Here is a 24,747-nt window from a genome sequence, read left to right on the forward strand (position 1 = left end):
TCGCCTTGACGACCTCCACTCTCGCCGCGAATCCGCAGGCAGACGAGATACGCTGAAGACCCTGCATGGTGAATCGAGGACATCTGGAGACTGTGATGGTTCCCCCGGGCTTGGACGGCGGTGATCCCTCCCGGGGAGGTGCGATTCCCCGGCTCGACTTCAATCCGCCCGAGGAGCGCGTTCCGGGCTTCGAGATCGTCGATCTCGCCACCCTGCACGAACGGCGCCGACGACGGAACAGCCGCCCCGACGCGGTCCATCGGGTGGACTTCCACACCCTCACCCTGATCACCGAGGGCAACGGGGCGCACGCGATCGACTTCGTGACCCATCCCTGCCGCCCCGGGACCCTGATGTGGATCCGGCCCGGGCAGGTGCAGCGTTTCGCCGACCCCGGAACCACCAACGGCACGCACCTCCTCTTCACGCCCGCCTTTCCGCCGCACTTCAGCAGCGCCGAGAGGCTGGTGAACGAGTGGTACGGCCCCGCGTGCTGGCAACTGGGCACCGACCCCGCGTACGCCGTCCTGTCCGCCCTGTTGGGCCAGTTGCGCGCCGAATACGACCGCACCGGGCAGGCCGTTTCGCCGGAGATCCTCCAACTCCTGCTGGCCACCGTGCTGTTGCAGATCGACCGGCTGCCGCACCCCGACGGCGGCACCGACCCGCACGCCGGTGGCGAGGTGTATGCCCGCTTCCGCGCCGAACTGGAACGCTCCTACGCCACCACCCGCCGCGCCGCCGACTACGCCCACCGCCTCGGCTACACCGTCAAGACCCTCACCCGAGCCTGCACGGCCGCGACCGGACAACCCGTCAAGCACGTCATCGACGGCCGCGTCGCCCTGGAGGCCAGGCGGCTGCTGGCGCACACCGACGAGCCGGTGGCGACCATCGCGCGCCGCCTCGGTTTCCCCGAGCCCACCAACTTCGGCAAGTTCTTCACCCGCCACACCGGTGCGACGCCCGGCGCGTTCCGGCTTGCCCAGGGCCGGTAGCCAAGTCGGCAGACCCGCCGCTCAGCCGGTGCGGCATGATCGGTGGGCGGATGGAAGCACGAATGGGAAGGGGCGTCAGGGGGGTGGACGAGCATACGGAGATCTCGACGTCGAGCGACGCCGCGAACAACGCGCTGATCATGGCCTTCGGGCGCTTGCAGGGGGCCGCGAACCGGCTGGAGTACATCCTGGGGCGGGCTCTGGAGGTGGACTGCGGTATCAGCCATCTGATGTTCGAGGTGCTGCTCATCCTGGGCAGGGCGGGGGAGTCGGGGCTGTCGATGCGGGCCGTCGCCCAGGAGCAGGTCCTCACGACAGGTGGCGCCACGCGTCTGGTGGACCGTATGGAGGCGGCCGGCCTGGTCGAACGCGTCGAGGATCCCGGTGACCGGCGCGGGAGGCTGGTGCGCCTGACGCCGCTTGGCGAGGAGACGACGGTCTCCGCGTCCCGGGTCCATGTCGAGAACATCAGGCGCTACTTCCTGGCGCCCCTCCCGGTGGAGGACCGGGACCGGTTCGCCGAAGACCTTCGCATCCTGAGCCACACGGCACGGGACACACTGCCCCGGCTTCCCTGAGGGTTGTGGGCCGTTCCGGAGGCTCCTCCCCGCATGCGTCGCTGCACCGGCGACGACCTCCAAGCCGCGCAGCACCTCATCGACCTGCGCCCCCGCGTCATGGCGCACGTCATCCTGGCTGTGGGCCTGCTCCCGGCGATCTTCCCCGCGCGGGCAGCGCGACCTCAAGGCGAGATGCGTCCGAATGGGCGCAAGCTTTGTCACTCCTTGACTCCGCGTTCGTGCTGGATTCATGAGCTGCGCCGACACATGGAGCAGGGTGAATCGCCTGACAGCCGAACACCGGAATACCTGACTAGTCAGATACTGTTGTCCTCGGTGAACCGCTCGCACCCGGCGAGCACCCCACCCCGATGCCGAGGATCTCGATGCAGCTCGTCTACGCCTTCGACGCCTACTGCGGCTGGTCGCACGGATTCTCCCCCACCCTGCGCGAAGTCGTCTCCCGCCACCCGGACCTTCCCGTGCAGGTGATCTCCGGTGGCCTGTTCACCGGCTCGCGCCGGGTCCCGATCCGCGAGTTCGGCTACGTCCGGGGGGCCAACGCCCAGATCGTCGAGCTCACCGGCGCCGAGTTCGGTGAGGGGTACAACCGGCTGATCGCCGACGGCTCGTTCGTAATGGATTCCGAAGACGCGGCGCGTGGCGTCGCCGCCCTGCGCCGGGTGGCCCCCGACCGGGCGGCCGAGCTGGCCGGTGCCCTGCAGCGGGCCTTCTACGTCGACGGCCTCAGCCTGTCCGAGCCCGCCACGTACCGGAAGGTCGCCGAAGAGGCCGGCCTTGACGCCGACGCTGTCGTTTCCGCCTTCGACTCCGCCGAGGCGTACGACGCGGCGGCGGACGACTTCCGGCGCTGTGCCGAGCTGGGCGTCACCGGCTTTCCCACCCTGCTCGGCGTCGACGGCGACCGCGTCGCCGTCCTGGCTCACGGTCGCGCCACCGTCGACGAGGTCGACAGGCGACTCGCCGCTCTCTCCTGACTGCGCCACCCCCATCCCCGCAAGGAGCACCAAGCATGAGCACCCTCGATTTCAGCATCTTCGATCTGGACTTCCCGGCCGGCAGCAAGAACAAGACGGCCACCCTCGTCACCGGGGAGAGTGAGGCGCTGCTGGTCGACGCCGCTTTCACCCGCGCCGACGGCCACCGCCTGGCCGCGGAGATCCTCGACTCGGGCAAGACTCTGACCACCGTCTTCGTCTCCCACGCCGACCCTGACTTCTACTTCGGCGCCGAGGTGATCGCCGAAGCCTTCCCCGACGCGAAGTTCGTCGCGACCCCGATCGTCATCGAGCACGTCCAGCACTCCTACCAGGGCAAGCTCAAGGCATGGGAGGCCCTCGGTCCGAACCTGCCCACGCGGCTGGTCGACCTCGAGCCCCTGACCGGCGACCTCACCCTTGAAGGACACCGCTTCGAACTCAAGGGCGGTCCTGCTGGACTGCCCGACCGCCACTACCTGTGGCAGGCCGAGCACCGCGCCCTCCTCGGCGGTGTCCTGCTCTTCCAGCAGGAGCACGTCTGGGTCGCCGACACCCCCACCCCCGACGACCGCGCCGCCTGGGTCACCCTGCTGGACGAGATGGCCGCCCTCCAGCCGGAACTGGTCGTCCCCGGCCACCGCCTGCCCAACGCCCCGGCCAACGCCTCCGCGATCTCCGCCACCCGCGACTATCTGCTCACCTTCGAGGAGGAGCTCGGCAAGGCCGCCGACGGCGCCGCGCTGACCGAGGCTCTGGTCGCCCGCTACCCGGACAACGGCATGCTCATCGCCGCCCAGATCGGCGCCAAGGTCGCCAAGGGCGAAATGAAGTGGGGCTGACCATGACCGACTTCGCAACGTCCACAGCCCCCGCCGACGTCGTACGCCGCCAGTACCTGGCCTCCGCTGCCGGTGACCTGGAGGCCCTGCGCGCCACCCTCGCCCCCGACGTGGAGTGGACCGAGATGGCAGGCTTCCCCCTGGCCGGCACCTACCGCACCCCCGACGGGGTCACCACCAACGTGATGGAGCAGCTGGGCAAGGAGTGGGACGGCTGGACCGCCCACGACGACACCTACGTCGTCGACGGCGAGAACGTCGTCGTCCTCGCCCGCTACACGGCGGCCAACAAGGCCACCGGCAAGAACATCGACGTCCGGGTCGCCCACCATTTCGTCGTGCGCGGCGGCCTGATCGTCCGTTTCGAACAGTTCGTGGACACCGCGCTGGTCCGCGACGCCATGACCGACTGACCTTCCGCTACTTGAGGACAGCTCAGATGAACCCCACAGTCGTTCTCGTGCACGGAGCGATGCACACCCCGTGGATCTTCGAACCCCTGCGTGAGAAGCTCAGCGCCCGCGGCATCGCTTCCCGAGCCATCCAACTGCCAAGCAGCAGTCCAGACAGCGCGGCCGCCCAGGGGCTGGCCGAGGACGCCGAGGTGGTGCGCGCCGCCGTCGCGGCTGTCGACGGACCTGTGGTGCTCGCCGCGCACTCCTACGGCGGAGTGCCGGCGACCTGGGCCGCCGCAGAGTCGGACCAGGTCACGGAGCTCGTCTACATCGCCGCCTTCGCCCTCGAAGCGGGCACCTCGATGATGGAGTGGATGGGCGGCGACTTCCCGCCCACCTGGAACCACTCGCCCGACGGCCTGGCCGTCAAGGCGGGAGACGCCGAGGAGTCCATCTTCAGCGGAGTCGACCCCGCCCTGACCGCCGAGGCCGTCAAACGCCTCAACTGGCAGGGCATGCGCGCCTTCACCGAGAAGCTGGGCGCCGCGCCCGCCCAGGTGCCCCTGACGTATGTCGTGGCCACCGAGGATCCGGCACTGCCGCCCGCGGTACAGGAACAGTGGGCCGCGCGTGCTGCCCACAGTGTTCGTGTTCCCTCCGGGCACTCTCCGCACCTGTCCCATGCCGACGAGGTAGCCGACGTTCTCGCCAAGGCCGTCGCGCGGGCCTCGTCCAACAGGTTCTAGCGTCCACACGGCTGGCTCCTGGCGTTCACCCACGCCAGGAGCCAGCCTTTCGTCATGAGACCGGACAGCGCTGTGTGCTGACCACTCCGAAGCACGAACGGCGGCTGCGGGACCTCGTCCTGGCCGAGACCGGCAGCCTCGGCGTCCGCCGCGTCACCGCCACCCGCACCACGCTGCCGCGCGGCTTGACGGACATTCGGTACGGATCAAGCACGGTCCCCCATAGTGCCAAGCCCGAGCACGTCGACGTCGTGGCCGCCGCCACGGAACTCGGCCTCCCGTGGCGGGCCGTCGCTGCCCGCGCCCTGCGCCTGCGCCTGACCGGCGACCGCCGCCCCCCAACGACCGTAGGAGGAGACGGGTGAGTGACGACAGCGTGGAGCAGAGTCTCCTGAACCGTGCGGACCATCGGACCGGTCGCCGTCGCCTATTCCGGCGGTGTCGACTCCGCCCTCGTCCTGGCCGACGTCGTACGCGCCCTCGGCCTGGAACGCGTCCTTGCCCGCACGACCGTATCGGAGAGCCTGGCGGCCGGTGAACTGCCGCGCGCCCGTCGGCTCTCCGACGACCTCGGCGTCACCCACCTGACGCCGTGCACCGGCGAACTGGGCCGTCCCGGATACCGGGCCAACGGTCGCGACCGCTGCTACTTCTGCAAGTCCGAGGTCCTGGACACCTCACCACTCTCGCCCACGATCATGGCCGCACGCAGGTGGCCACCGGCACCAACGCCGACGACACCCGCGCCCCCCCACCGCCCCGGCATCCCGGCCGGCCGGGAACGCGGTATTCACACCCCGCTCCTCGTCACCGGCCTGGACAAGTCGGGCGTACGCGAACTCAGCAGGACCTGGTCGCTGCCGACCTGGGACAAACCCGCGCCCGTGTCTGGCTTGCCGGATCCGGTACGGCGTCGAGGTCCCGCACCGGCTGGCCCGGGTCGACCGGCCGAGATCGCTGTGCGGGCGGTCCTGGCTGACGCCGGGCCGGACGTGACGGACCTCCGGGTCCGGGACCTGGGCGACACCGCGCGCCTGGAGGTGGATCCGCCGCTCGTCCGCCGGATGGCGCAGCTCCCGGGTGTCGCGGAGGCGCTGGCGACGGCGGGATTCGGCGCCCTGCCGCACAGCGTCGAGCCCTTCCGCTCGGGACGGCTCAACGCCGAGTCCTGACGAGACCCGGCGTCGAACCGTCTGCGGTGCGGCCCGGTAGCCGGCGCCGATGGCGGTGAGGTCCAGGTGGCGATGCGTGGCCGAACCGGCCTGCGGCCAGTCGGAGAAGTTCAGGCACATCAGGTTGTATCCGGCCGAGTGCGCGGTGCTCGCGAACGCGTGGCACTCGCCGTTGTGGTGGACGACGGTCGGGTCCTTGATCCCAGGTCAGGGCCGGTGGACTTCTCAGCGTCGACATCGCCACGAGCCGTTCCCGCGTCCCCCGGCACTGCTGAGGCACAGACGCCGAACAAGATTGTTGAACGATGCTACGATTCCTGCTTCTGGTTGCTGCGGCATTCGGACAGTGAGAGGAAGCCCGTGACAAGCCACGAGGACCACCGAGCACCCGCCTCCTTGGATGTCGTGCGTGCCTGCGCCATCCGAGCCAAGCAGGGTGGCACCGCCCTCATCGGTGCCTCGGACGCCGAGATCGACTCGGCGCTGCATGGCATGGCGGAGCGTCTGGGATCGGCGCATTCGGCTCTCATGGCCGCCAACGAGAAGGACCTCGCGGCTGCCGTCTCCGCGGGCATGTCGCCCGCGCTGCAGGATCGCCTGCGACTGACCTCAACGCGGTTGGAGGCAATGGCGGCGGAGCTGCGCACGCTGGCGGACACCGCGCACGAGCCGAGGGACAGGGTCGTCGAGGTGCGCCCGGACGGCCTCACCCTGCTGGAGCGCAGGCGTCCGGTCGGGGTCATCGGCGCCAACTTCGAGGCTCGTCCGAACGTCACGCTAGACATCGCCTCCCAGCTCCTCAAGTCACGCAACGCGGGTGTGCTGCGCACCGGATCGGCTGCGCTCGGCTCGTCCCGGACGCTGGTGGATCAAGTGATCGCACCGGCGCTCGCCGAAGCGGGGCTGGATCCGGACGCCATCCAGCTGGTGCCCAGCGAAGACCGCTCGGCGGCTTACGCGCTGGTGGCCCTGCCCGAGCTGATCCCGCTCGTCATCCTTCGCGGGAGCGGCGACAGCACCCGCGACCTCGGCCGGGAAGGCGCACGTCACGGTGTGCGGACCCTCGCCCATGCCGACGGCGGCGGAGTCCTGTACGTGGACTCGGCCGCCGCCGAAACAGCAGCGCACCGGCTGATCACCGACAGCCTCGACCGCCTGGGCGTGTGCAACCGCCTCAATCTGCTGCTCATCGACCGGCCTGTGTACGAGGAGCGGCTGCCCGGCATTCTTCAGCTCCTGCACCGCCTGGGCATCACCGCTTCTCTTCCCCCGCACACCCATCCGCGCGGATTCGAGTGGGCACTCGACTCGGAGCGTGCGGCAACCGTGACGATCGACGCCGCCGACGGTCCGTCGGACGCGGCGCGGATCGCGAACGAGGAGACGTCCGGGCTGGCCGCCGCCATCGCGACCGACGACCCGGCCGCCGCTGCCCGGTTCATTGATGCTTATGGCGGCTCTGGGGTCTTCTGGAATTCCCCCACGCGACTTCTCGACGGCTTCAAGCTGCTGCGACTGCCGGAGACCGGTATCAACATTGACCGGGTTCCCGGTCCGCGTGGGCCGGTGAGCTTCCGCGATCTGTACTTGCGGCAGTACGTGGTCGTGCCCAGTTCAGAGAATCTCGGCTAGAAGCCTGGCTGCCGGAACGCTGGCCGCTCGGTGGGTGACAGGCTCTGAGGCTCCGTCGGGTTTGTCGGGTTTTATCGTCCCAGTCATGCTCGGGCGTCCTGTCCTGTGGTGCCCGCGTCCTGGCCCAGGGAGGCAGGCCTCTGACGTCGTAGTGCCTCAGCCAACGTCTGGTGTCCGGACTGCTCGGCGTGCACGACTCTGTCGCTGGGCAGGGCGCGCTGCCACCACTCGCCGGCTGCGGTGTCGGCCGAGGCGCGCAGTTCGACCAACGCGGCGCCGAGGCGACGTCGGGCGGCGTTCAGCGCGCTGGACACGGGATCCGGCTCGGCGAGGAGAGCCGCCGCGTGTTCCTGGGCGTGCTCGACGGCGGTGAGCGCGTGCTCGAGGCGGTCGCCTGCGCGCCGGTTGGTGACGGCCAAGGCTGCGACGAAGCCGACGAGCGTGCCGACGAGAGTGTCCGTGATCCGTCCGGTGATCAACTGGACGGAGTCCTGGGTCCGGGCGAACTCGGTGATGAGCAGGGCCATCGGGGTGACGCAGACGGTATGAAGCCAGTAGTTGGGGCCGATCAGTGCCGCGGCGGCGAAGCAGAAGGCGAGGAAGCACAGCACGAGGGCCGCCGGATGCAGGTGGGCGAGCGGAACGGTCGCGGCGAAGGCGAGGACGCCGATGAGGTTGCCGACGACCCGCTCGACTGCGCGTCGCCGGGTGAGCGCGAGGTTGGCCTGGTACAGGGAGGCGGCGGTGACGAGGGCCCAGTACGGGCGCCCGATCCCGAGGGCGAGGGAGGTGTATCCGGCAAGCGCGCAGCCGATCCCGGTGCGCACCGCGATGGGGGCGAGCAGATTGTGCCGGCTCCACCAAGCCGCCCGGGGCGACGCGGTCGTCTCGGCGTCGACGTCGAGGAGTTCCTCGCCGTCCGGCACCGGGGGGCCGACGTACAGGACCGGGCCCGAGCCGCGCAGGTTGCGGGCCCACGCCTGCAGACGCTCCGGGTCGGCATCCCCAGGGGCGGTGACGGCGACTTCGGCGCAGGCGACGAGCCGTCTGAGGGAGCGGCGCGTGAGGTCGTGTCGGGCGCCGGCGGCCGGCAGGCACTGCCAGGCGGCCTGCACAGCCGCAGCAGCGGCGGTGTGGGCCTTGACCTGGACCTCGGCCGTGCCGCTCACGGCGACGTACGCGGCGACCGTGTCGAGGGCGTGGGCGGTGGCGCGACGCTCGGGTCCGTGGGGGCGCAGCAGGCCGGGCGCCATGCAGACCAGCCAGGCCCAGACACCCCCCAGCAGGGCCAGCCCGATATGCCAGGGGACCTGAGCGGGAGTCTGAGGCAAGAACAGCGCGGTCGAGCTGATGAAAGTCAGGACCACACTCGCGGGCGGGCCGATGCGGGTGGCGTCGCAGACGGCCTTCTGTAGGGCGGCCATGAGAGCGCCGACACCGACCAGGACAACTGCGTTGGTGGTGGTCGCCGCCGTGAGCAGTGCGACGGCGAGGCCACCGACCATGCCGAGCACCACCCAGGCCAGAGCCCGGCACCGAGCAGCGTAGGGGCGGTGGTGGCAGTACAGCGCGGACATGGCGCCGGCTATCGGGTACATCGCCAGGTCGAGTCTGCCCAGCACGAGCATGGACAGAGCGGGCAGGGCGGTAGCGGCGAGCACGCTCAGCGCGGGCTTGAACCAGATGTCGGAAGGCCGGGCGCATCGCAGCACCCCAGCCTGGGCCACGCGGCGCAGGGCCGCACGCGTACTCATCGATTCTCTCCGTGAAATGCGCCGTCACCCGCAAGAGGGGCGATCGGCGCTTGGGGGTGTCGTGCCGCGCGGTGAAATGCGAGCCGCGAAAGGCGGCGAACGCAGCCGGCTGTGAGCCTTCGCGCTGGGGCAAGCGCCGAGATCGGAACAGTTCTCAGATGCCGGCGCGCGAGCACGACCCGGCGGGCGAGGGCGTCCGCGGCAGAGAGGCGTCCCTCGACCGGCGGGTCGGTCGTCGAGCAGAGCGTTATCGCCCGGCGCCGGCCAGAGCGCGCTCCGCGATCCGGTTGGCGGTTGCCAGGGTGGTCGTCGCCTCTTCGGTACTCCGCCGCAGGATCTCGGCGGTCGTCGACTGAATCGACCTCAGCCGGTCCCGGGACTGCTCGGGGCTCAGGTGGTGCAGTTCCACGCCGGTCCCGTACATCACTCCGCCGGCGTTGGCCACGAAGTCGGGGGCCCAAGCTATTCCTGCCTTGGCGAGATCGGCGGCCACCTCGTCGGTGGCCAGCTGATTGTTGGCCGAGCCGACCACTGCGCGGCAGCGCAGCGCAGCCGCCAGCTCACTGGTGAACACTCCGCCCAGTGCGCATGGCGCCAGGATTTCCGTCTCCAGCGTGTAGGCGCCGTCGAGTTCCACCCACTGCGCCCCAGCCCTCTCCGCGGCTGCGCGACGGGTGATGTCGATGTCGGTTGCCCTGACCTGGGCCCCTGCGGCCACCAGGCGTCGGGTGAGTTCCTCGCCCACGGCTCCGAAGCCGACGACCACGACGTCCCGGCCGTGCAGATCGGCGGCACCCCACAGATGCTCGGCAGTGGCCAGCATCGCGTGCTCCACCCCCGCAGCCGTGCCGAACGTTGTCGCGCCCAGTCCGTTCTCGGTGGTCGAGTAGCCACCGACGTACGGAGTGCGGCGACGGATGCGGAGCATGTCGGCGGTGCTGCTGCCCACGTCCGGCGCCACGTGGTACGCGCCGTCGAGTTCGTGCACCACTTCGGCCAGGTCCATCAGCAGCCCGTCACGCAGCGCCTCGTCCAGTTGCTGCGGGCCGCCGGGAAGCAGCGGTACGACAGCCTTGCCGCCGCCCGTGCCGTTGCCGACGGCGGCGGCCTTGTACGTCATGCCCCGGCTCAGCCGAAGGCAGTCGACGAACGCGTCGGCCGGGGACGCGTAGCGGGTTATGCGGACGCCGCCCACTGCGGGCCCGAGGCGGGTCGAGTGGATGGCGATGATCACAGGGAGGCCGGTCCGGCGGCCTGACCGGACCACCACCTGCTCGTGATCGAGAGTTGCTTCCAGGGCTGCAGCTGACATGGGGAACCTCCAGAGGTGGGCGGACGGCTGACTTAACGTACCTTAAGTCAGGCTCCTCGTAGAGTGGAGGGGTGACGTCATCCCTGATTGGCCTGCTGGCCGACCGCGACAACTGGCGGTCCGAGCGCTGTTCCGCCGCTCGCGCCCTGGAGGTGCTCGGCACCCCGGCGAACCTGCTGGTGCTGCGCGAGGCGTTCTACGGCACGACGTACTTCCAGGACTTCGTGCGGGAAACCCCGCTCAGCGAGCCCGCGATGTCCAAGCGGCTCAAAGAACTCGTGGACGTCGGGCTCCTGACCCGGGTGCCTTACCAGGAAGCCGGCCAGCGCACACGGCACCGCTACGAACTCACCCCGCCCGGCGAAGAGCTCATGGTCGCCTTCTTCGCCCTCATGGAGTGGGGCGACCGGCATGCCGCCCCTGACGGAGGTCCGGTACGTCTGCGGCACCGGGATTGCGGGGCACCTGTCCACCCCCGGCTTTCCTGCGCCGAGGGCCACATCCTGCCGCCGGGCGAGGTCGAAGTGGTCGCGGCACCCACCCTGCTGAGCACCGTGGCAGCCGACGACTGATCGATGCCTCGAGCGTGCCGTGCTTCTTGTGCTTTTGCGAGTAGTACGGCTCGTCGGCCCGGATGCGGTCGGTGGGAATCGGCGTCCCGTCGACGATGACGAAGTCGTTCTCGCCCAGGCCCACCAGGGCCTCGTGCGGGCCCGGCGCCCAGGCGGCCAGGACCTCGATGGTCTCGTCCACGTACCGCCACGCCGTCGCCTCCGACACCCCGAACCCGGCCCCCAGCTGGGCGAGCGTCTCGTTCTTCCGCAGATGGGCCAGGACGAGCAGAGCCTGCTTGAAGCAGCCCAGCTTCCGTCACGGCGAGTTCAGTTCACGCCATCGGGCGTAGATGAGCCAGGAGACGTGCTCGACCAGCTCATACGGGAGGTCGAGCATGGAAGGATACGGAACCAACAGAGCCCCTCGGCCGCCGGTGTGATGAGTGAGATCACCACGCCAACGACGAGGGGCTCTGCCACGTCACCACCCTCGCCGACCAGCTCATTTCACCCCTGCAGCACAGGATGAAAGAGGCTCAGTCAGTAGCGTCCATTGCCTGCGATGTGCTGCGCTCGGGGCGCTCGGCCTGGACGGCCGGCGAAAGCGTTCAAGCAGATGACCAGGCCGACGGGGGGCGGGAAGCGATCATTTGTTCGCATATCGCTCGATGCTCCGGGTATCGGGCAGCGATCTCTGCAAGCTTGGAGTTCATCTCGGAAGCCGTTGGCAGGGGCCAAACTCCTTGATGGAGGGCCATGTGTAGTCGGACGGTGTCGTCCGCCCTGCGCACCCAGTCGTCGAGAGTGTGCTGCATCGAAGCGCCGTTGTCCGTGCCCGACCATTGGGCGATGTTTAGGAGGACGGTCGCCTGCCCTACCGTGACGCGCCCTGAATCCACAGCCTGAGCCACGATCTCGGCGATGTCGTTCGCAGCGTAAGCGTCAATAAGGTCGTCCACGGCGTCGAATAGAGCGTCCGGCAATTCGCCGGATTCATCCTCCGGGATTTGCGCGGCGCACAACCTCTCCATCGCCGCTTCCCACAGCCGTATCGTCATCAACCCCGCCTCCCCTGATTCGAGTTGGCCAGTCATGATACGAGGAGTGGACACATCCTGAGTCCGATGTGGTCTCCGGACGATCCGATGCCCGCTTCGCATTGGGTTCGCCTGGGTGACCGCCGGGTGAGATCGCACCCGGTGTGCACGCCGGGTCCTCCAGCGGCTCCCCCTGCCGGTAGCTGTACTGACAGGTTCCCGCCGCCGGCTGCGGCTGCACCGTGTAGTGCTTCTGCGGGCCCGCCCCCACGGCGATCGCCCGCTCAGTTGCCCCACCGGTGGCGGCCGTCCCCGGCGGGCCCGGTGTCGGAGTACCTCTCGCAGACGCGGACAAGCCACCGAGCGAGTCGGGTGAGCAGCCCGCCACGAACAGGGTGGCGAGCAGGACGGATGGAGCAGCACGGCGAGTAGAACGCATGACGACCCCTCACGGGCAGGCGGTGGCTGAGCAGATGCTCCCCTTCAATGCCCGCCAGTGTGACCCCTGCCCGACCGGTCCTCGTGCACCCGGGGGCGCTCGGCCCGCACCGTAAACGCAGACGGTGAAACAGCCTTGCCGGGCCGTACGGGTGGCGGAGTGGTTGGCTGCGCGATCGCGCAGCTTCGGTGCACGTGTCGTAGGTAAGCCGGGTGAACACGCGAGCAACTTCACTCGGCGATCAATCTGCCGGACAGGGCCCGTCCCGGGGGGCAGTGTTTCGGCGGCGCGACCGACCACGCAACCGTCACCCCGCGGACCTTTATGGGGGACCCTGTGAACGCCCCTAAGACGCCGCAGGCCTGCTGGATAAGCTGCGCTGACGCCCAAGATCAAACACGAAGGGCTGCCTCGCAGGGGCGTAGGGGTGGCCGGACAGGTACGGAAGAGTGCGAAAGACAACGGGGAAGATCCTCGCGCTGGGCACCATGGCGACACTGGCGGTGGCCGTCAGTGCCTCGCCTGCGGCTGCGGCTGACAAGACGATCCGCAACGTCAAGGGTGTGTATGGCATCAGCGGGGAGTACTGGTACAAAAGCGGGTCCTCGACGCGCGGCCTGAACTCCGTCGGGGCTCACAAGTCGGATCTCAAGAAGAAGTCGACGCTGTACGCCCGTTGGCTCTACAAGAAGCCCGGCGGCACCTACAAGGTGGGCAAGTCCTGGAAGAAGGCGACACTGACCCGCGTGTACGACGGAACCTACGACGCCCACGTCGGCTGGGGGAAGAACGACAGCCACACCGGGCCCAAGTTCCCCAAGAACACGGTGATCTGCACCCAGTTCAAGGGCAGCTCCACGAAGGTATGCGCCACCCTGAAGTAGGGCGCTGGTCAAGGCTTCGGCGTAGTCGCGTGACGCCTGGTTCGTGACGACCTGTCAGCTCGGCGGTGCCACCGGAACGTGACAGGCACGGCTTCCAAGATCATGGAGTTCTCTACGCTCCGTGATCCGAGTGGAAGACCGTGCCCGCCGACGCATCATCGCTGATCCCGCCTGCCCTTGACCAGCTCCGCGAGCATCCCGAGGTCGTACTCGCCGAGGTCCCGGGCCTGCGGGAGCGGCTGGCCGAGGTCCCCGACCCAAGAGACCCACGCGGCGTACGGCACGCTCTGGGTACCGTGCTCACACTGACCGCGTGCGCGGTTCTGGCGGGGGCAACCTCTGTGCTGGCAGTCAGCGAGTGGAGCGCCGATGCCCCGCCCTACATCCTTCAACGCCTCGGCATACGCATCGATCCGCTGTTCCCGAAGTGGCTCCTGCCTGCGGAAACGACGGTCCGGCGGCTACTGGCCCGCATCGACAGCGGCGCGCTGGAACGGGCGGTCGGACGCTGGCTCGCCGACCGCCGCCCGAAGGTGACCGGGCTGCGCGGCCTTGCGGTGGACGGCAAAAGCCTGCGCGGCGCAGCCAAAGCGACCGGCCGCAAGATCCACCTGCTGGCCGCACTGGAGCACGCCACCGGCCTGGTCCTGGCCCAGCTGGATGTCGGTGAGAAGACGAACGAGATCACCTGCTTCCAGCCGCTGCTGGACACCGTCGCCGACCTGGCAGAAACCGTCGTCACCAGCGACGCCATGCACACCCAGCGCGAGCACGCCCACTATGTCCTCGGCCGGGGGCCCACTGCATCGTGATCGTCAAGGGCAACCAGAAGGAGCTGCGCCGACAGCTCCAGGCCCTTCCCTGGAAAGACATCCCGCTTCAGGGCCGCGCTCGGGGAACCGGCCACGGCCGCTCGGAGATCCGCCGGATCAAGGCCGCCACCGTCAACAGCCTCCTCTTCCCCGGAGCCCGCCAGGCTGTCTAGATCAAGCGCCGGCGCACCGACCACAAGACCAGCAGGACCACCGTCAAGACGGTCTATGCCGTCACCAGCCTGACCGCCGAGCAGGCCACCGCGGCCCAGCTCGCCCGACTCGTCCGCGACCACTGGAAGATCGAGGCCCTGCACCACCGAGGACGCCTCCCAGCTGCGGACCGGCAACGCACCCCGCGCGATGGCCACCTGGCGGCGCAACCTCGCCATCGGAGCCCTCCGCACGGCCGGAGTGAAGAACATCGCGGCCGGCCTCCGCCGCAACGCCCGTGATCCTCGCCGCCCCATCGCACTTCTTGGCCTCGGATGATCACGAACCGAAGGTCATGCAACTACACCGAAGCCCTGGGCCTGACGTGACCACGAAACGGCATACCTCCGGGACTCTGCCCGCCGGCCTACTCGCCCGGCGGAACTCGAACGAAGCCCTCGGTCCAGTTGTCCTCATCGAGCTCGCAGGCGGCGAAGTAGAAGCACTCCGGTTCGTCACGGAAGCCTGGTAGCAGTCGAGCCTGACGCATACGTCCTTCAACCCGTTCGAGAGTTGAGTAGATGCCGAGCAGCTTCACGTCGTCGCCGTCCGCCTCGTCGCAGAACACTGCGCTCTCATCTACGTGCACTGTCGAGCCGTCGTCGCCTGCTTCGTTCTGGTGGCCGACATGCCACAGCGGATACACGATCACGGACGGGAAGCTATCAGCACGCGAGTGCGTGGGCCTGCGACGTTCGGCGCCCCTCACCTCCTGGGACCTCACGAACACAAACCGGGCATCACGCGACTTCGCCGAAACCTTGGTGGCCTGGTGGGGAGCAGTGCGCTCCCGAAAGGTGTCACGTTAACAGTGCGTGAGCGTGACACCTCCCGTCGCGCTCCCGGGAAAAGTGTCACGCCGCTTCGACTATGTCCCCTGGGTCCTGTGAGCCCTCGGGTCGGGAACGGGATTTCGAGGGCGGAGCGCGACACTTGTGATCATGCATCGCGCGTACCCGTGAGCAGCACAGAACGTAACGACGACGGTCGGCGTTGTCACGTTGTTGGCTGTGACTGCCTGACGGCGCGTGGGGGCAGGGGGCTTGGGAGCCGGGCCTGTGCTCAGGCTGCGGTGGCAAGGCCGGCGACGCCGGTGATCTGCTCCCAGATGGCGAAGCGGACGGTCATCTCGGCGCGGTAGTCGTGGGCGGGCATCAGATGGCGGCCGGGGCCGGAAGTGGGGCGAGACACCGCTGAACGCGGACAGGAACCGCTGGGCCCCGCCCACGGAGCGGAAGCCCTTCATCGCCCGTTCACGCTGCCGGGTCGGCTGGTGGCTGTTCTCCGCCCGGTTGTTCAGGTACTTCGACTGGCGGTGCTCGACGCAGGGCATGACCTCGCGGTGGGCAGCGCCGTAGGAGCGGAGCTTGTCGGTGACGACCACCCGCGGCACCGCGCCCGTCCTCTTCATCAGCCTGCGGAAGAAACGGCTGGCCGCGGCCTTGTCCCGCCGGTTCTGCACCAGGATGATGCCGTTTTGGTCGACGGCCCGCCATAGGTACTGCAACCGCCCGTTGATCTTGATGAAGACCTCGTCCAGGTGCCACTTGTCACCGGGCCGGGGCTGCCGCTGCGCAGCGCGTTGGCGTAGGCCTGCCCGACCTTGGCGCACCAGCGGCGGATCGTCTCGTAGGAGACGGTCACGCCGCGCTCGAGCATGAGCTCCTCGACCTCGCGGAAGCTGAGCGGGAAGCGGTGGTACAGCCACACACAGTGGGAGATGACCTCGCCCGGGTACCGGTGCCCCTTGTACGACAGCGACGCGCTCCGCCACGGACGACCCTTCCCAGGCTGATCAACCAGAAGATCAGCCCACCGGTCAGCCCACGTGACAGTGCCGTCTGGAGGGCTGCGAGGTTCCTGGCCTGCCGGTCTCGCGAACGCGTACGGTGATCCGCTGTGTGTTGGTGCTGCCATGCGGTGGGGGTTTGCGGGTCACCTCGCGTCTGTGCGGACCCCCGCCGGGGTTGCTGCTGTCAGGTTTTGATGATGGCGGCGGGCAGGGTACCGGTGAGGATCGCTTCCTTCGGCAGGGTCAGACCGAACCGCTGTTCCAGGATCTCCATGGGGCGCCGCTTGTCGGCTTCCAGTGCGGCGACCAGCTCGGCGTTGTTCCCAAGGACATTGACGACTCCTACCCAGTCGTCGTTGTTGAGATCACACATCACTTCGTACACACCGTCGTGGTTGTAACGGAAATGCGGGGGAGGGACGTTCGGGTGCTCGGCCATGAAATAGAGCTCGTATGTATGCGCACCGCCGTGCGAGATCTCAGGAGTTTCGAATTGGCTGAGGGTCTCCTGCCAGGGGCCGTAGCCGATGGAGAAAGAAAGGTCACCGACCGATCCGTAGCGGACGCCCACGGTCGTGTCCACGGGCTTGCTGCGGTCGATCTGGAACAGGTCGGCTTCAAATGCTTCATGTGTCCGCAGGCCGATGAAGCGGGGCTCGGCATTAGGAACGAGCCGCCGTACGAGGTCTTCGGGATCGATACCGCGCGCGAAGATGGTGCAGTAGCCGCCGGGGAGGGGAACCGGGTCTTCGAGCCACTGAGACCGTGTTTGAGATCTGTCGTGTCCCGGGGCGGGAGGGGTCGTTGGGCCTTGGGTGAGTGGCTCTGGGGACGGGTATCCGTCGGATCTGACAGATGAGCAGTGGGCTCTGGTCGAGCCATTACTGCCGGCGGCGAGGGTCGGGCCGAGGCGGACGGCGGGAGAAGCACCCACGTCGGCGGATCGTGGACGCGATCTTCTATGTAGTACGGACCGGGTGCGCTTGGCGCCAGCTGCCGAAGGACTTCCCGCCCTGGCCCACTGTGTACTGGTACTTCACCTGGTGGCATGACGACGGCACCGTCGAGCGGGTCCACGACACGTTGCGTGGCCGGGCCCGTGAGGCTGACGGCCGTAACGCGGAGCCGAGCGCCGGGCTGATCGACTCGCAGTCCGTGCGCACGGCCGATACGGTCCCTGCCGACAGCCGGGGCTTCGACGCGGGCAAGAAGGTGAAGGGCCGCAAGCGGTTCATCGTCACGGACACTCTGGGCCTGCTGGTGGCAGTTCACGTGGTCGCGGCGAACATCCAGGACCGCGATGGCGCGAAGCGTTCACTGCTGTGGACCCGCCTTGATCATCCGAGCGTGCAGAAGATCTGGGCGGACCAGGGCTTCGCCGGCCGCCTCGTGGAGTGGTCAAGCACGATCCTCGGCCCTGAGTTGGAGATCGTGCGCAAAGCTCCGGACCAGCGCGGATTCCAGGTCCAGCCCAAGAGATGGGCGGTTGAGCGCACTTTCTCGTGGCTCACCGCTCACCGCCGTCTCGCGCGTGACTACGAGAGCAGCCCGGCCCGGTCGGAGACCATGATCCGCTGGGCGATGATCGGCATTATGGTCCGCAGACTCACCCGTGGCCGACCAGCGACGCGTCCGGGCCCGCGCTTGCTCCTGCGAGACGTTCCGTAGATTTGTCGGCCGTCCCTTCGATGGGGACCGTCCTGCGTCGGTGCTCTATGGAGCCAGGAAGCGTTTAACCTTCTGCTGCAGGGCAGGGGGCAAACCGGTCAGCTTCAAGACGATCACGCGAAGTTCTCGGCTGAGTTCGGAACACTCGGCCCAGACTGATGGGTTCCTGGTGAGGACCGCGGACAGCAGATCGCCTTCGTACATGTGCCCCTCTGCCATCGGGTTGTCCCGCAGTACCTCCAGTGCCAGTGGCAGGAGGTGGGGCAGGCCGATGTCCTGCCCGATCAACAAGCGCATGTCCTCGACGGTCAGCTCGCCGATCGGCCGACGCCGCAAGGCGAGTGCAGTAGCGACAAGACGGGTGTCGTCGGCTGACGGGGCTGGCCAGCGGTCGCGTTCAAGCTCTTCAAGGGAGCAGTCACGATTCAAGGGGCGCGTCACCGATCGATTGTCCTACGACGAGATCTCAAACGCGGTCTGAAGGCCGTCGGTCATGAAGCAGCATCTCCTGTCAGGAAAGGAGCGGGGGCGGCGCCACCGTAGTCGATGCGCACCACCCCCACAGGTTGTTCAGGTCACTTGACCGTGCACTTCACGGTCGCTGCGGTTGCGCTGCACCCGGAGAATTCGGGGGCGTAGTACCAGTAGGCGTCCTTTTCGAGTATCCGCATCGCCAACAAGCTGGTCGCGCCCGCGGCCCAGCGCCGTACGGAGATCGCCGCGCTGCGGCTGGTCGGCACGACGCCGCGGCAGATCCGGGCGATGATGCGCCGCGAGGCGGCCGTGAGCGCAGCAGCGGCGCTCGTCTCCAGCCTGCTTCTCTCCGCTCTCCCGCTCGCCCTCCCCGGCCAGGGCTTCCTGGACCGCCCCTGGCCGGCAGGCCCGGCCTGGCTGCTCCCCGCCATCGCGGCGACCATCGTGACGACGGCCTTCCTCACGATCGAACTCCGCACCCGCCAGGCCCTGCGCACGGCCCCGGCCGACGCGATCCGGATGACGTGAGGATCCATAGGATCCACCTGCAATCGCCTTTGCCGATGAATTCTGAGGACCTCTGGGGGCGCTGGAAGCACGAGCCTGTACTTGTTCCAGTCGTCGTGTCGGAGGGCGGAGCGCCTTGCACGGGCACCCCGCCCTCCGTCACCTCGTCCTCCGTCTCACAGGCCCAGAGCTGCGGCCTCGGTGATGCTCGCCCAGTCGTTCTCGGGGTTGCCCCGGAAGGTGATCTTGACGTAGCGAGCGTCTTGCGCCCCGTCGGTGAACAGCGTCTTCTCGGGCGCGGTCGTGGTTCCCGAACTGCGCCCTTCCCACGCCTTGCTGTAGGTGACGCCGTCCTGGGACACGTAGACGGTGTAGTCGTTCCATCGGAGGTCTCCGCGGTGCCAGGCCACCGTGGCTCCGCAGAGTTGGCGCCGGACGCCGAGGTCGAGGATCAGTGAGGCTCCGGAGCCTTGCCCCGACCAGCGCGTCGTGAGGTTGCCGTCGACGGCGTTACCCGGAGGATTCGCCGGCTCGTAGGTGGTCGCCGTCGCGCCGGTCGGTGAGACAGCCCTCCCGCACGTACGCACGGGGCTGACGTCCGGGTAGGCGGCCCGCTCGTCCCCCAGTCGCAGTGCGTCGTAGAGCATCACGCGCTGGGTCGTGTCGGAGGGCGCACCGGTGTTCCAGTCCCACTTGTAGATGCCGAACTTGAAGTACGGAGATCGTGGACCGCCGCTGTGTGTGGCCCCGGTACGGCGCATGACCTGCTCCCCGTCGCGCCAGACTTCGAGCACGCCCGCGCTGTCGGTACGCCATGTGACGTGGAAGACCCAGTCGGCCCAGGCACCGGTGGTGTACGGACCGAGATCCGTGATCTGGCCCTTGAAGTCGATCTTCCACCGGCCCTCGTCCGTGAGCAGGGCCAGAGGAGGGGAACCCGAGGGGCACTGAGTGTCGCACTGGTGCCACTGACTGACGATCTCGGCTGACCTGTCGTAGCTCCAGGACGACGGCAGGTTGATACTGAAGCCGTACCAGCGTTCGGCGTTGAGAGGCTGATCGTCGCGCTGGGTGATCTCCGCCCGTTTGCTGCCCGACACCACAGGGTCGTCCTTGCGCAGTTCGAAACGCGCGGCGTAGGAGCCGTCACGTACCGGGGACGTGGTGGTTGTGGCGCCGTACGAGGTGGCCCACTGCTTGCCGAAGCCGCTGGGCGCCGCCGCGGGAAGGGTGCGGTCGGCAGGGTTCTCCCAGTCGAGCGTGCGCTGCACCCCTGCGGGGTTCGCGCTCACGGCGGGGGCTGACGCCCCCACGGCGCCGGCCGCCAGCAGCGCGACGGCAACCAGTACGGCTCGCGCCCTGTGCCGTTTGGGTGTCATGTCTCAGCTCCCGTCCGGCTCAGCTCGCGGTGACGGACAACGGCGAGTACGCGTTGTTCCTGACATTGATCGGCACCCCGCCCCACCAGCGGTTGATGCACCGTGTGGTGCCGGCCTGCACGGGGATGTACTCGGGCGACGCGCCCAGGCGGGTCTGGACGCGTGCCTCGCCGTACTGCGTGCCCCGGTTCTTCACGCACAGCTGGGTGCCGCCGAAGAACCAGGTGGGGAAGTCCGCGCTGCTGCCGTACGTGCGCAGGTCCGCCGGTCCGGTGACGGCGGCCCGCAGGGGCACGCCGGACCGTGCGCCCTGCTCGGCTACGGACACCGCGGGGTGCGTCGACGCCTGGGCCTGGCCGGCGACACCGACCCCCAGGACGCCCGCAGAGGCGACCACCAGGGCCATGGCCGCGGCATCACGCCTGATCGATAGCTTGTTCATGGTGACTCCTTCGCGGATCAGTGAAACGGTCCATGTCACGAAGCCAGGGGGACTCGTCCGAAGCCGCGTTCGCTCCCGGGGCGGCCCCCTCGGGCCGTGGCTTTTCATGCTGATCTCCTACCTGTCCCGGGAGCGCCGCCCAACGGCTCCTGAATCGTCCCGCACCCTGGACGGGCCGACCGGGAGGGCGGTGCCCGAGCCCGTGACCGCGCGCCAGAGCCGCTGCCTTCTCGCGGTTCTCCACACCGAGCTTCCGCACGACACAGGACACGTAGTTGTGCACGGTGTGGCGCTCCAGGGTGAGTTCGCGGGCGATGCGGGCAGGCTCCATGCCACAAGCGAGCAGTTCGAGGACCTGGCGTTCGCGCCTGCTCAGCGACGGGAAGGGAACCGTGTCCGCCAGCAGACGGGCGGCGGAGTGGGCGACGGCGGCGCGCACGTGGTGCTGGACGCGTTCGTCAAGGACGGTCAGGCCCTGGGCGGTTGCGGTGATCGCGGCCAGCAGAGCCTCGGCGGAGCACCGCTTCGACGCGTATCCGCTCGCGCCGACACACAAGGCCTCGCTCACCAGCGCCGCGTCGTCACACGCCGACACCAGCAGGACAGGCGTCCGCGGGCGGCTGTCCGCCAGGGCGCGGACGCCGCTGAGGCCTCCGCCGTCCGGGGTCTGCGGCTCGAGCACCACCACGTCGGGCTGAACGCCTGCGAGGACGGCGAGTGCTTCATGGCCGTTGCCCGCTTCTGCGACCACCTGCATACCGACAGCCTCCGCGCAGTCGCGCAGACCTTTGCGGAACACCTGGTGGTCATCGACCAGGACCAGTCGGATGGGATTCATCATGGGCCGCCCCCTTGGCTCGTTCGGCTCGCTGCCGACGCTACGGCCGAGGAGGTGCCCGGCACCCCAGGGACGGACCTGGGGACGACCCCGGGCCGATGCCCCGGCCACGTCACCGGTGGGACGCAAGGCACGGCCGGGTACCGACGGGTGTGCGGCACGAGATCCTGCCGCACCTGCTCTGCTGCGCCTGATCCGACGAGTGATCAGCTGCCCGGGTCGAGCTTGCCCAGCAGGTCTGTACGGGAGGAGATGCCGAGCTTGGCGTAGGTGTTGCCGAGGTGGTACTCGATCGTCTTGACGCTGAGCACCAGCTCCCGCGCGATGTGGCGATTGGTCATCCCTCGGGCCGCCATCTGGGCCACGGTGAGCTCCTGGGCGGTCAACACCGGATGGACCGCCTCCCGGGGGCGGACGGACACACGGCCGCAGGCAGCCAGCTCGGCGTCGCACCGCTCCACATACGGAGTCGCCCGGAGGCGATGGAAGACCCGCCAGGCGGCTTCGAGCTCCGACACCGCGCTGCTGCGACTTCCCGTCCGGCGCAGGAAGGCTCCGTAAGACAGGCGCAACAGCGCCTGCTCCCAGCACGGCTCCCCACGGTGGCAGTGGCCGAGCCCCGCCCGGAAGGCGCGTTCGGCGGCCTGAACGTCCCCGCGGGCCCCCTCCAGGACGCCGCGGCAACGGGCGGCCGCCGCCTGGTCGAGCCAGCGCCGGCGTTCGGCGGCGCCCGTTTCGTAGGGGACCAGCACCTCTTCCGCGGCGTCGATCTGGCCGGTGCGCACCAGGGCCTCGACGAGCAGGGGCCGCCACCCCACGAGCCCCACTTCGTCGATGCCGTGCCGGTGCACGATGTCCTGCCCCAGAAACGGGCTGAGCGCGGCGACCGTCCCTTCGTGATGCCCCCGCGCCGTGTGCACCAGGGCGAGCGCCGTGGCCGCGAACGCGGCGTCATTGACATCTCCCAGCACGCGCGCGTGCTCCGCCGCCGCGGTGGCGTGGGTCTCGGCTGCGCGGAAGTCGCCACGGCCGGCGAGAGGGCAGGCGGCGAAGGCGTGCACCACGGCAAGGATGGAGATCTGATCGGTGTCCTCGGCCAGCGACACCGCCTGCGTGCCGTGCGCGATCGCCTCGTCCCACCGGCCGGAGCGGTATTCGGCATCGGTGAGGAAGCCCAGCGCCACGAGAGCCGCGTACGGCAGTCCGCCGCGCCGGTGAGAGGTGAAGGCGTCCTCCAGATCTCGCCGGGCATCTCCGAGCTGCCCGTTCCACAGGTGCAGCATGCCGCGCGCGAGCAGGCCGTCCAGCTGCTCGGGGCTGTTGCGCGGACCGCGGGCGGGCAGGTGGGCGAGGGACGCCATGCCCTCCCCGTAGTCGCCGGAGATCGCCAGTCCGATCGCCAGGGAGTCGCGCAGGAACGTCGACCGCGTGCCGGGCGGCAGGCCGAGGCCGCGGCGTGCCCAGGCGACGATGCCTCGCGCGTCGCCCTGGATGAGACACAGCCAGGCCATCTGCTCGGCGGCGCTGCGCAGCGTCTCGACTGCGGCCCCGCCGCTCTCCCAGCACGCGTTCAGTTCACGGCGCGCCTCGTCGAGCCGGCCGGCGGTGAGGGCCTGGTGGCCGAGCACGTAGTGCTGTTCGGCGCTGGGCGGCATCTCCCGTACGCTCCGCTCCAGTTCGGCGGCCTGGCTGACGTCACCGGCGAGCAGCAGGTATTCGACCGCCCGCAGTGTCTGCTGGGCGCCGCGGGAGGGGGTCGTGGACAGGCGGGCGGCGGCGATGGAGGCGGAGGCAGCCGTGGACCAGGCCCCTTTCTCACTCTGGCCGACGGCGAACCGGACCAGGTCGTCCGCGAGTTCCGCGTCGGGTCCGACAGCGGCGTGCACGCGGTGCCCCAGCGTGATGCCTGGCTCGTGCACGGCGTCTGCGGCCAGGCCGTGCAGGCGGGAGCGTACGGCCGGTTCCAGACCGTGGTACACGGCGGCCCGCAGCAGGGGGTGAGGGAAGACCGCCCTCGGTACGGAGCCGACCGCTCCCTCCTCCAGCAGCTCACGCGCCATCGCCTCCGACAGGGCCTCCAGGGGATCGGGCACGGTGCCGATCTGTGCTGCCAGGTGCAGCGGGCTGGACATGCCCAGGACGCTGACGGCACCGACCAGTCGGCGGGTAGCGGGCGCGCAGGCCTCCAACCGCTCGGCGATGAGCCGCTCGTAGGCACGCGGTGCGGGAAGGGATGTGCTGCCCCCGCTGAGCACCTCGGCGGGCAGCTGTTGGAGCAGCGCCCTGGTGTGCAGGGGATTGCCGCCCGTGTGCTCTCTGAGGCGGGCGATGGCCCAGCGGGGGAGCGGAGAGGGTCCCACGGCGGCGTTGAGGGCGGTGAGTTCCGGCAGGCCCAGGCCGTCCAGCGCCAGTTCGAGCGTTGTGTCGGTGTCGAGGATCCTCCGCAGCCCCGGCGGCAGCCGGAGGTCGGTGGCGTCGCGTGTCACCAGCAGCGTCAGGACACGGTCGAACCGCAGACGTCGCAGCACGAACGTGAGCGCGTGCAGGGAGGGGGTGTCGGCCCAGTGGATGTCGTCGATCACCAGGACGCCCGTGGCGTGGTCCTGGATCCGGCCCAGTGTGTCCAGCAGGCAGGAGCCCACCGTGATCGGATCCGGCACAGGGCCGCCGGGGCTTGTGGTGCGTTCGAGTTCCTCCTCGGGGACGTCGACGACCTTGCGCGCATGGGCCAGCAGCTGGGCGGCCACCCCGTACGGCAGGTGCATCTCCATCTCGTCACCGCTGGCGCGCAGGACATGGCAGCCGCAGCCCGGATGCGCTGAGCCGAGGAAGCGCCGGATCAGCGAGGTCTTGCCGATGCCTGCGGGCCCGTCGACGAGGACGATCTGGGGCTCGCTCCGGGCGGCTCTGGCCAACCGGTCGCCCAGCTGCTTCAATGCGCCCACCCGGCCGAAGAACGGCGCCTCAGACACAAGCCTCCATCCCGAAGGAGCCCGAGTGCAGCGCTACGGGACCCTTCGCTGTCTTTTCGTGGCGCACGCCGTCTCCTCGTTGCCCCTGTGTCCGACCATGGTGGCGAACCACACCCGGCTAGGAACGAGAAGATCAGAACCAGGGACAAACGCACCTCATGTCCGCTAAAGCAGCCGAGTTCCGGAGAAAGCGGCCGCTTTTGTGAAGCAGGGGGGCGGTGTCCTCCATGTCGGGTCCCGGTCGGGGGAAGGCCGTTTCGGCCCGTACCGGTGCTCCCTGGCGTGATGTGCCGAAACGCTCCCGGCCCTGGGAACGGGTCTACGACC

General features: G+C 69.1%; 24 protein-coding genes and 4 pseudogenes. 15 read left to right on the forward strand and 13 right to left on the reverse strand.

The window, feature by feature from the left end:
* Positions 1-95 precede the first annotated feature (95 nt).
* The 8 genes from ACZ7DE_RS32525 to ACZ7DE_RS32560 all read left to right on the forward strand — a co-directional run bounded on the left by ACZ7DE_RS32525 (position 96) and on the right by ACZ7DE_RS32560 (position 5,711).
* Positions 96-998 (forward strand): AraC family transcriptional regulator, encoded by a 903-nt coding sequence (locus ACZ7DE_RS32525; RefSeq protein WP_470767491.1) that lies wholly within the window; start codon positions 96-98, stop codon positions 996-998.
* A 62-nt stretch (positions 999-1,060) separates the two neighbouring features.
* On the forward strand, positions 1,061-1,576 hold the full coding sequence (locus ACZ7DE_RS32530; protein WP_470767587.1) for a MarR family winged helix-turn-helix transcriptional regulator: 516 nt from the start codon (positions 1,061-1,063) through the stop codon (positions 1,574-1,576).
* Between the two features lie 368 nt (positions 1,577-1,944).
* A complete protein-coding gene (locus tag ACZ7DE_RS32535; protein WP_470767589.1) occupies positions 1,945-2,556 on the forward strand; it encodes a DsbA family protein in 612 nt (203 codons plus the stop codon).
* 35 nt (positions 2,557-2,591) lie between these two features.
* A complete protein-coding gene (locus tag ACZ7DE_RS32540) occupies positions 2,592-3,398 on the forward strand; it encodes an MBL fold metallo-hydrolase (protein ID WP_470767493.1) in 807 nt (268 codons plus the stop codon).
* A 2-nt stretch (positions 3,399-3,400) separates the two neighbouring features.
* Positions 3,401-3,811 (forward strand): nuclear transport factor 2 family protein, encoded by a 411-nt coding sequence (locus ACZ7DE_RS32545; RefSeq protein WP_199875997.1) that lies wholly within the window; start codon positions 3,401-3,403, stop codon positions 3,809-3,811.
* Positions 3,812-3,837: 26 nt separating this feature from the next.
* Positions 3,838-4,539: an alpha/beta fold hydrolase gene (locus tag ACZ7DE_RS32550; protein ID WP_470767494.1), complete on the forward strand. Its 702-nt coding sequence runs from the start codon at positions 3,838-3,840 to the stop codon at positions 4,537-4,539.
* Between the two features lie 74 nt (positions 4,540-4,613).
* Positions 4,614-4,904 (forward strand): nickel insertion protein, encoded by a 291-nt coding sequence (larC, locus tag ACZ7DE_RS32555; protein WP_470767496.1) that lies wholly within the window; start codon positions 4,614-4,616, stop codon positions 4,902-4,904.
* 33 nt (positions 4,905-4,937) lie between these two features.
* On the forward strand, positions 4,938-5,711 hold the full coding sequence (locus tag ACZ7DE_RS32560; RefSeq protein ID WP_470767498.1) for an adenine nucleotide alpha-hydrolase family protein: 774 nt from the start codon (positions 4,938-4,940) through the stop codon (positions 5,709-5,711).
* Between the two features lie 21 nt (positions 5,712-5,732).
* Here the strand turns inward: ACZ7DE_RS32560 and ACZ7DE_RS32565 are convergent.
* A pseudogene (locus ACZ7DE_RS32565) lies at positions 5,733-5,915 on the reverse strand (hypothetical protein); the annotation flags it as partial.
* 156 nt (positions 5,916-6,071) lie between these two features.
* Between ACZ7DE_RS32565 and ACZ7DE_RS32570 the strand changes: the two are divergent.
* Entirely contained in the window at positions 6,072-7,343 is a 1,272-nt protein-coding gene (locus ACZ7DE_RS32570) for an aldehyde dehydrogenase family protein (protein WP_470767499.1), read from the forward strand.
* 83 nt (positions 7,344-7,426) lie between these two features.
* Here the strand turns inward: ACZ7DE_RS32570 and ACZ7DE_RS32575 are convergent, their stop codons facing one another.
* Positions 7,427-9,097, reverse strand: a complete 1,671-nt coding sequence (locus tag ACZ7DE_RS32575) for an FUSC family protein (RefSeq protein ID WP_470767501.1) — start codon at positions 9,095-9,097, stop codon at positions 7,427-7,429.
* A 247-nt stretch (positions 9,098-9,344) separates the two neighbouring features.
* Positions 9,345-10,409: a Glu/Leu/Phe/Val dehydrogenase dimerization domain-containing protein gene (locus tag ACZ7DE_RS32580; protein WP_470767503.1), complete on the reverse strand. Its 1,065-nt coding sequence runs from the start codon at positions 10,407-10,409 to the stop codon at positions 9,345-9,347.
* A 179-nt stretch (positions 10,410-10,588) separates the two neighbouring features.
* On the opposite strand from ACZ7DE_RS32580, the gene ACZ7DE_RS32585 reads away from it, so the two are divergent.
* The gene (locus ACZ7DE_RS32585; RefSeq protein ID WP_470767591.1) at positions 10,589-10,981 is read left to right on the forward strand and encodes a winged helix-turn-helix transcriptional regulator; all 393 of its coding nucleotides are present in this window, start codon (positions 10,589-10,591) and stop codon (positions 10,979-10,981) included.
* Here the strand turns inward: ACZ7DE_RS32585 and ACZ7DE_RS32590 are convergent.
* Positions 10,974-11,419, reverse strand: a pseudogene (locus tag ACZ7DE_RS32590) (transposase family protein); the annotation flags it as partial. The gene ACZ7DE_RS32585 and the pseudogene ACZ7DE_RS32590 sit on opposite strands and share 8 nt — an antisense overlap.
* Before the next feature lie 152 nt (positions 11,420-11,571).
* Positions 11,572-12,021 (reverse strand): hypothetical protein, encoded by a 450-nt coding sequence (locus ACZ7DE_RS32595; protein ID WP_470767504.1) that lies wholly within the window; start codon positions 12,019-12,021, stop codon positions 11,572-11,574.
* A gap of 867 nt (positions 12,022-12,888) precedes the next feature.
* On the opposite strand from ACZ7DE_RS32595, the gene ACZ7DE_RS32600 reads away from it, so the two are divergent.
* The 3 genes from ACZ7DE_RS32600 to ACZ7DE_RS32610 all read left to right on the forward strand — a co-directional run bounded on the left by ACZ7DE_RS32600 (position 12,889) and on the right by ACZ7DE_RS32610 (position 14,308).
* Complete coding sequence (locus ACZ7DE_RS32600) at positions 12,889-13,323, forward strand: hypothetical protein (protein WP_470767505.1); 435 nt, start codon at positions 12,889-12,891, stop codon at positions 13,321-13,323.
* Positions 13,324-13,463: 140 nt separating this feature from the next.
* The gene (locus tag ACZ7DE_RS32605; protein WP_470767507.1) at positions 13,464-14,135 is read left to right on the forward strand and encodes an ISAs1 family transposase; all 672 of its coding nucleotides are present in this window, start codon (positions 13,464-13,466) and stop codon (positions 14,133-14,135) included.
* Positions 14,132-14,308, forward strand: a complete 177-nt coding sequence (locus ACZ7DE_RS32610) for a hypothetical protein (RefSeq protein ID WP_470767509.1) — start codon at positions 14,132-14,134, stop codon at positions 14,306-14,308. Before ACZ7DE_RS32605 ends, ACZ7DE_RS32610 begins: the two co-directional genes overlap by 4 nt.
* Positions 14,309-14,715: 407 nt before the next feature.
* On the opposite strand, the gene ACZ7DE_RS32615 is transcribed toward ACZ7DE_RS32610, so the two are convergent.
* From ACZ7DE_RS32615 to ACZ7DE_RS32625, 3 genes and pseudogenes are all read right to left on the reverse strand, one after another.
* Positions 14,716-15,000, reverse strand: a complete 285-nt coding sequence (locus ACZ7DE_RS32615; RefSeq protein ID WP_470767510.1) for a hypothetical protein — start codon at positions 14,998-15,000, stop codon at positions 14,716-14,718.
* Positions 15,001-15,410: 410 nt separating this feature from the next.
* Positions 15,411-16,106 (reverse strand): annotated as a pseudogene (locus tag ACZ7DE_RS32620) (IS6 family transposase).
* A gap of 218 nt (positions 16,107-16,324) precedes the next feature.
* Positions 16,325-17,074 carry a hypothetical protein gene (locus ACZ7DE_RS32625; protein WP_470767597.1) on the reverse strand — a complete coding sequence of 250 codons (750 nt, stop codon included), beginning with the start codon at positions 17,072-17,074 and terminating at the stop codon, positions 16,325-16,327.
* On the opposite strand from ACZ7DE_RS32625, the gene ACZ7DE_RS32630 reads away from it, so the two are divergent.
* Positions 16,956-17,808 (forward strand): IS5 family transposase gene (locus ACZ7DE_RS32630; protein ID WP_470767512.1). Its coding sequence is split into 2 segments (ribosomal slippage): positions 16,956-17,030 and positions 17,032-17,808, totalling 852 coding nucleotides; the frame shifts between segments, so codons are not numbered across the junction. The genes ACZ7DE_RS32625 and ACZ7DE_RS32630 overlap by 119 nt on opposite strands.
* Positions 17,809-17,853: 45 nt before the next feature.
* On the opposite strand, the gene ACZ7DE_RS32635 is transcribed toward ACZ7DE_RS32630, so the two are convergent.
* On the reverse strand, positions 17,854-18,249 hold the full coding sequence (locus ACZ7DE_RS32635) for a contact-dependent growth inhibition system immunity protein (RefSeq protein ID WP_470767514.1): 396 nt from the start codon (positions 18,247-18,249) through the stop codon (positions 17,854-17,856).
* Between the two features lie 222 nt (positions 18,250-18,471).
* On the opposite strand from ACZ7DE_RS32635, the pseudogene ACZ7DE_RS32640 reads away from it, so the two are divergent.
* Positions 18,472-18,810, forward strand: a pseudogene (locus tag ACZ7DE_RS32640) (FtsX-like permease family protein); the annotation flags it as partial.
* Between the two features lie 155 nt (positions 18,811-18,965).
* On the opposite strand, the gene ACZ7DE_RS32645 reads toward ACZ7DE_RS32640, so the two are convergent.
* From ACZ7DE_RS32645 to ACZ7DE_RS32660, 4 genes are all read right to left on the reverse strand, one after another.
* A complete protein-coding gene (locus tag ACZ7DE_RS32645) occupies positions 18,966-20,168 on the reverse strand; it encodes a heparin lyase I family protein (protein ID WP_470767516.1) in 1,203 nt (400 codons plus the stop codon).
* A gap of 19 nt (positions 20,169-20,187) precedes the next feature.
* The gene (locus tag ACZ7DE_RS32650; RefSeq protein WP_470767518.1) at positions 20,188-20,610 is read right to left on the reverse strand and encodes a hypothetical protein; all 423 of its coding nucleotides are present in this window, start codon (positions 20,608-20,610) and stop codon (positions 20,188-20,190) included.
* Positions 20,585-21,451 carry a response regulator gene (locus tag ACZ7DE_RS32655; RefSeq protein ID WP_470767520.1) on the reverse strand — a complete coding sequence of 289 codons (867 nt, stop codon included), beginning with the start codon at positions 21,449-21,451 and terminating at the stop codon, positions 20,585-20,587. Before ACZ7DE_RS32655 ends, ACZ7DE_RS32650 begins: the two co-directional genes overlap by 26 nt.
* Before the next feature lie 203 nt (positions 21,452-21,654).
* Positions 21,655-24,420 (reverse strand): ATP-binding protein, encoded by a 2,766-nt coding sequence (locus ACZ7DE_RS32660; RefSeq protein WP_470767522.1) that lies wholly within the window; start codon positions 24,418-24,420, stop codon positions 21,655-21,657.
* Positions 24,421-24,747 lie beyond the last annotated feature (327 nt).

The sequence above is a fragment of the Streptomyces sp. NPDC037083 genome, assembly GCF_055606485.1.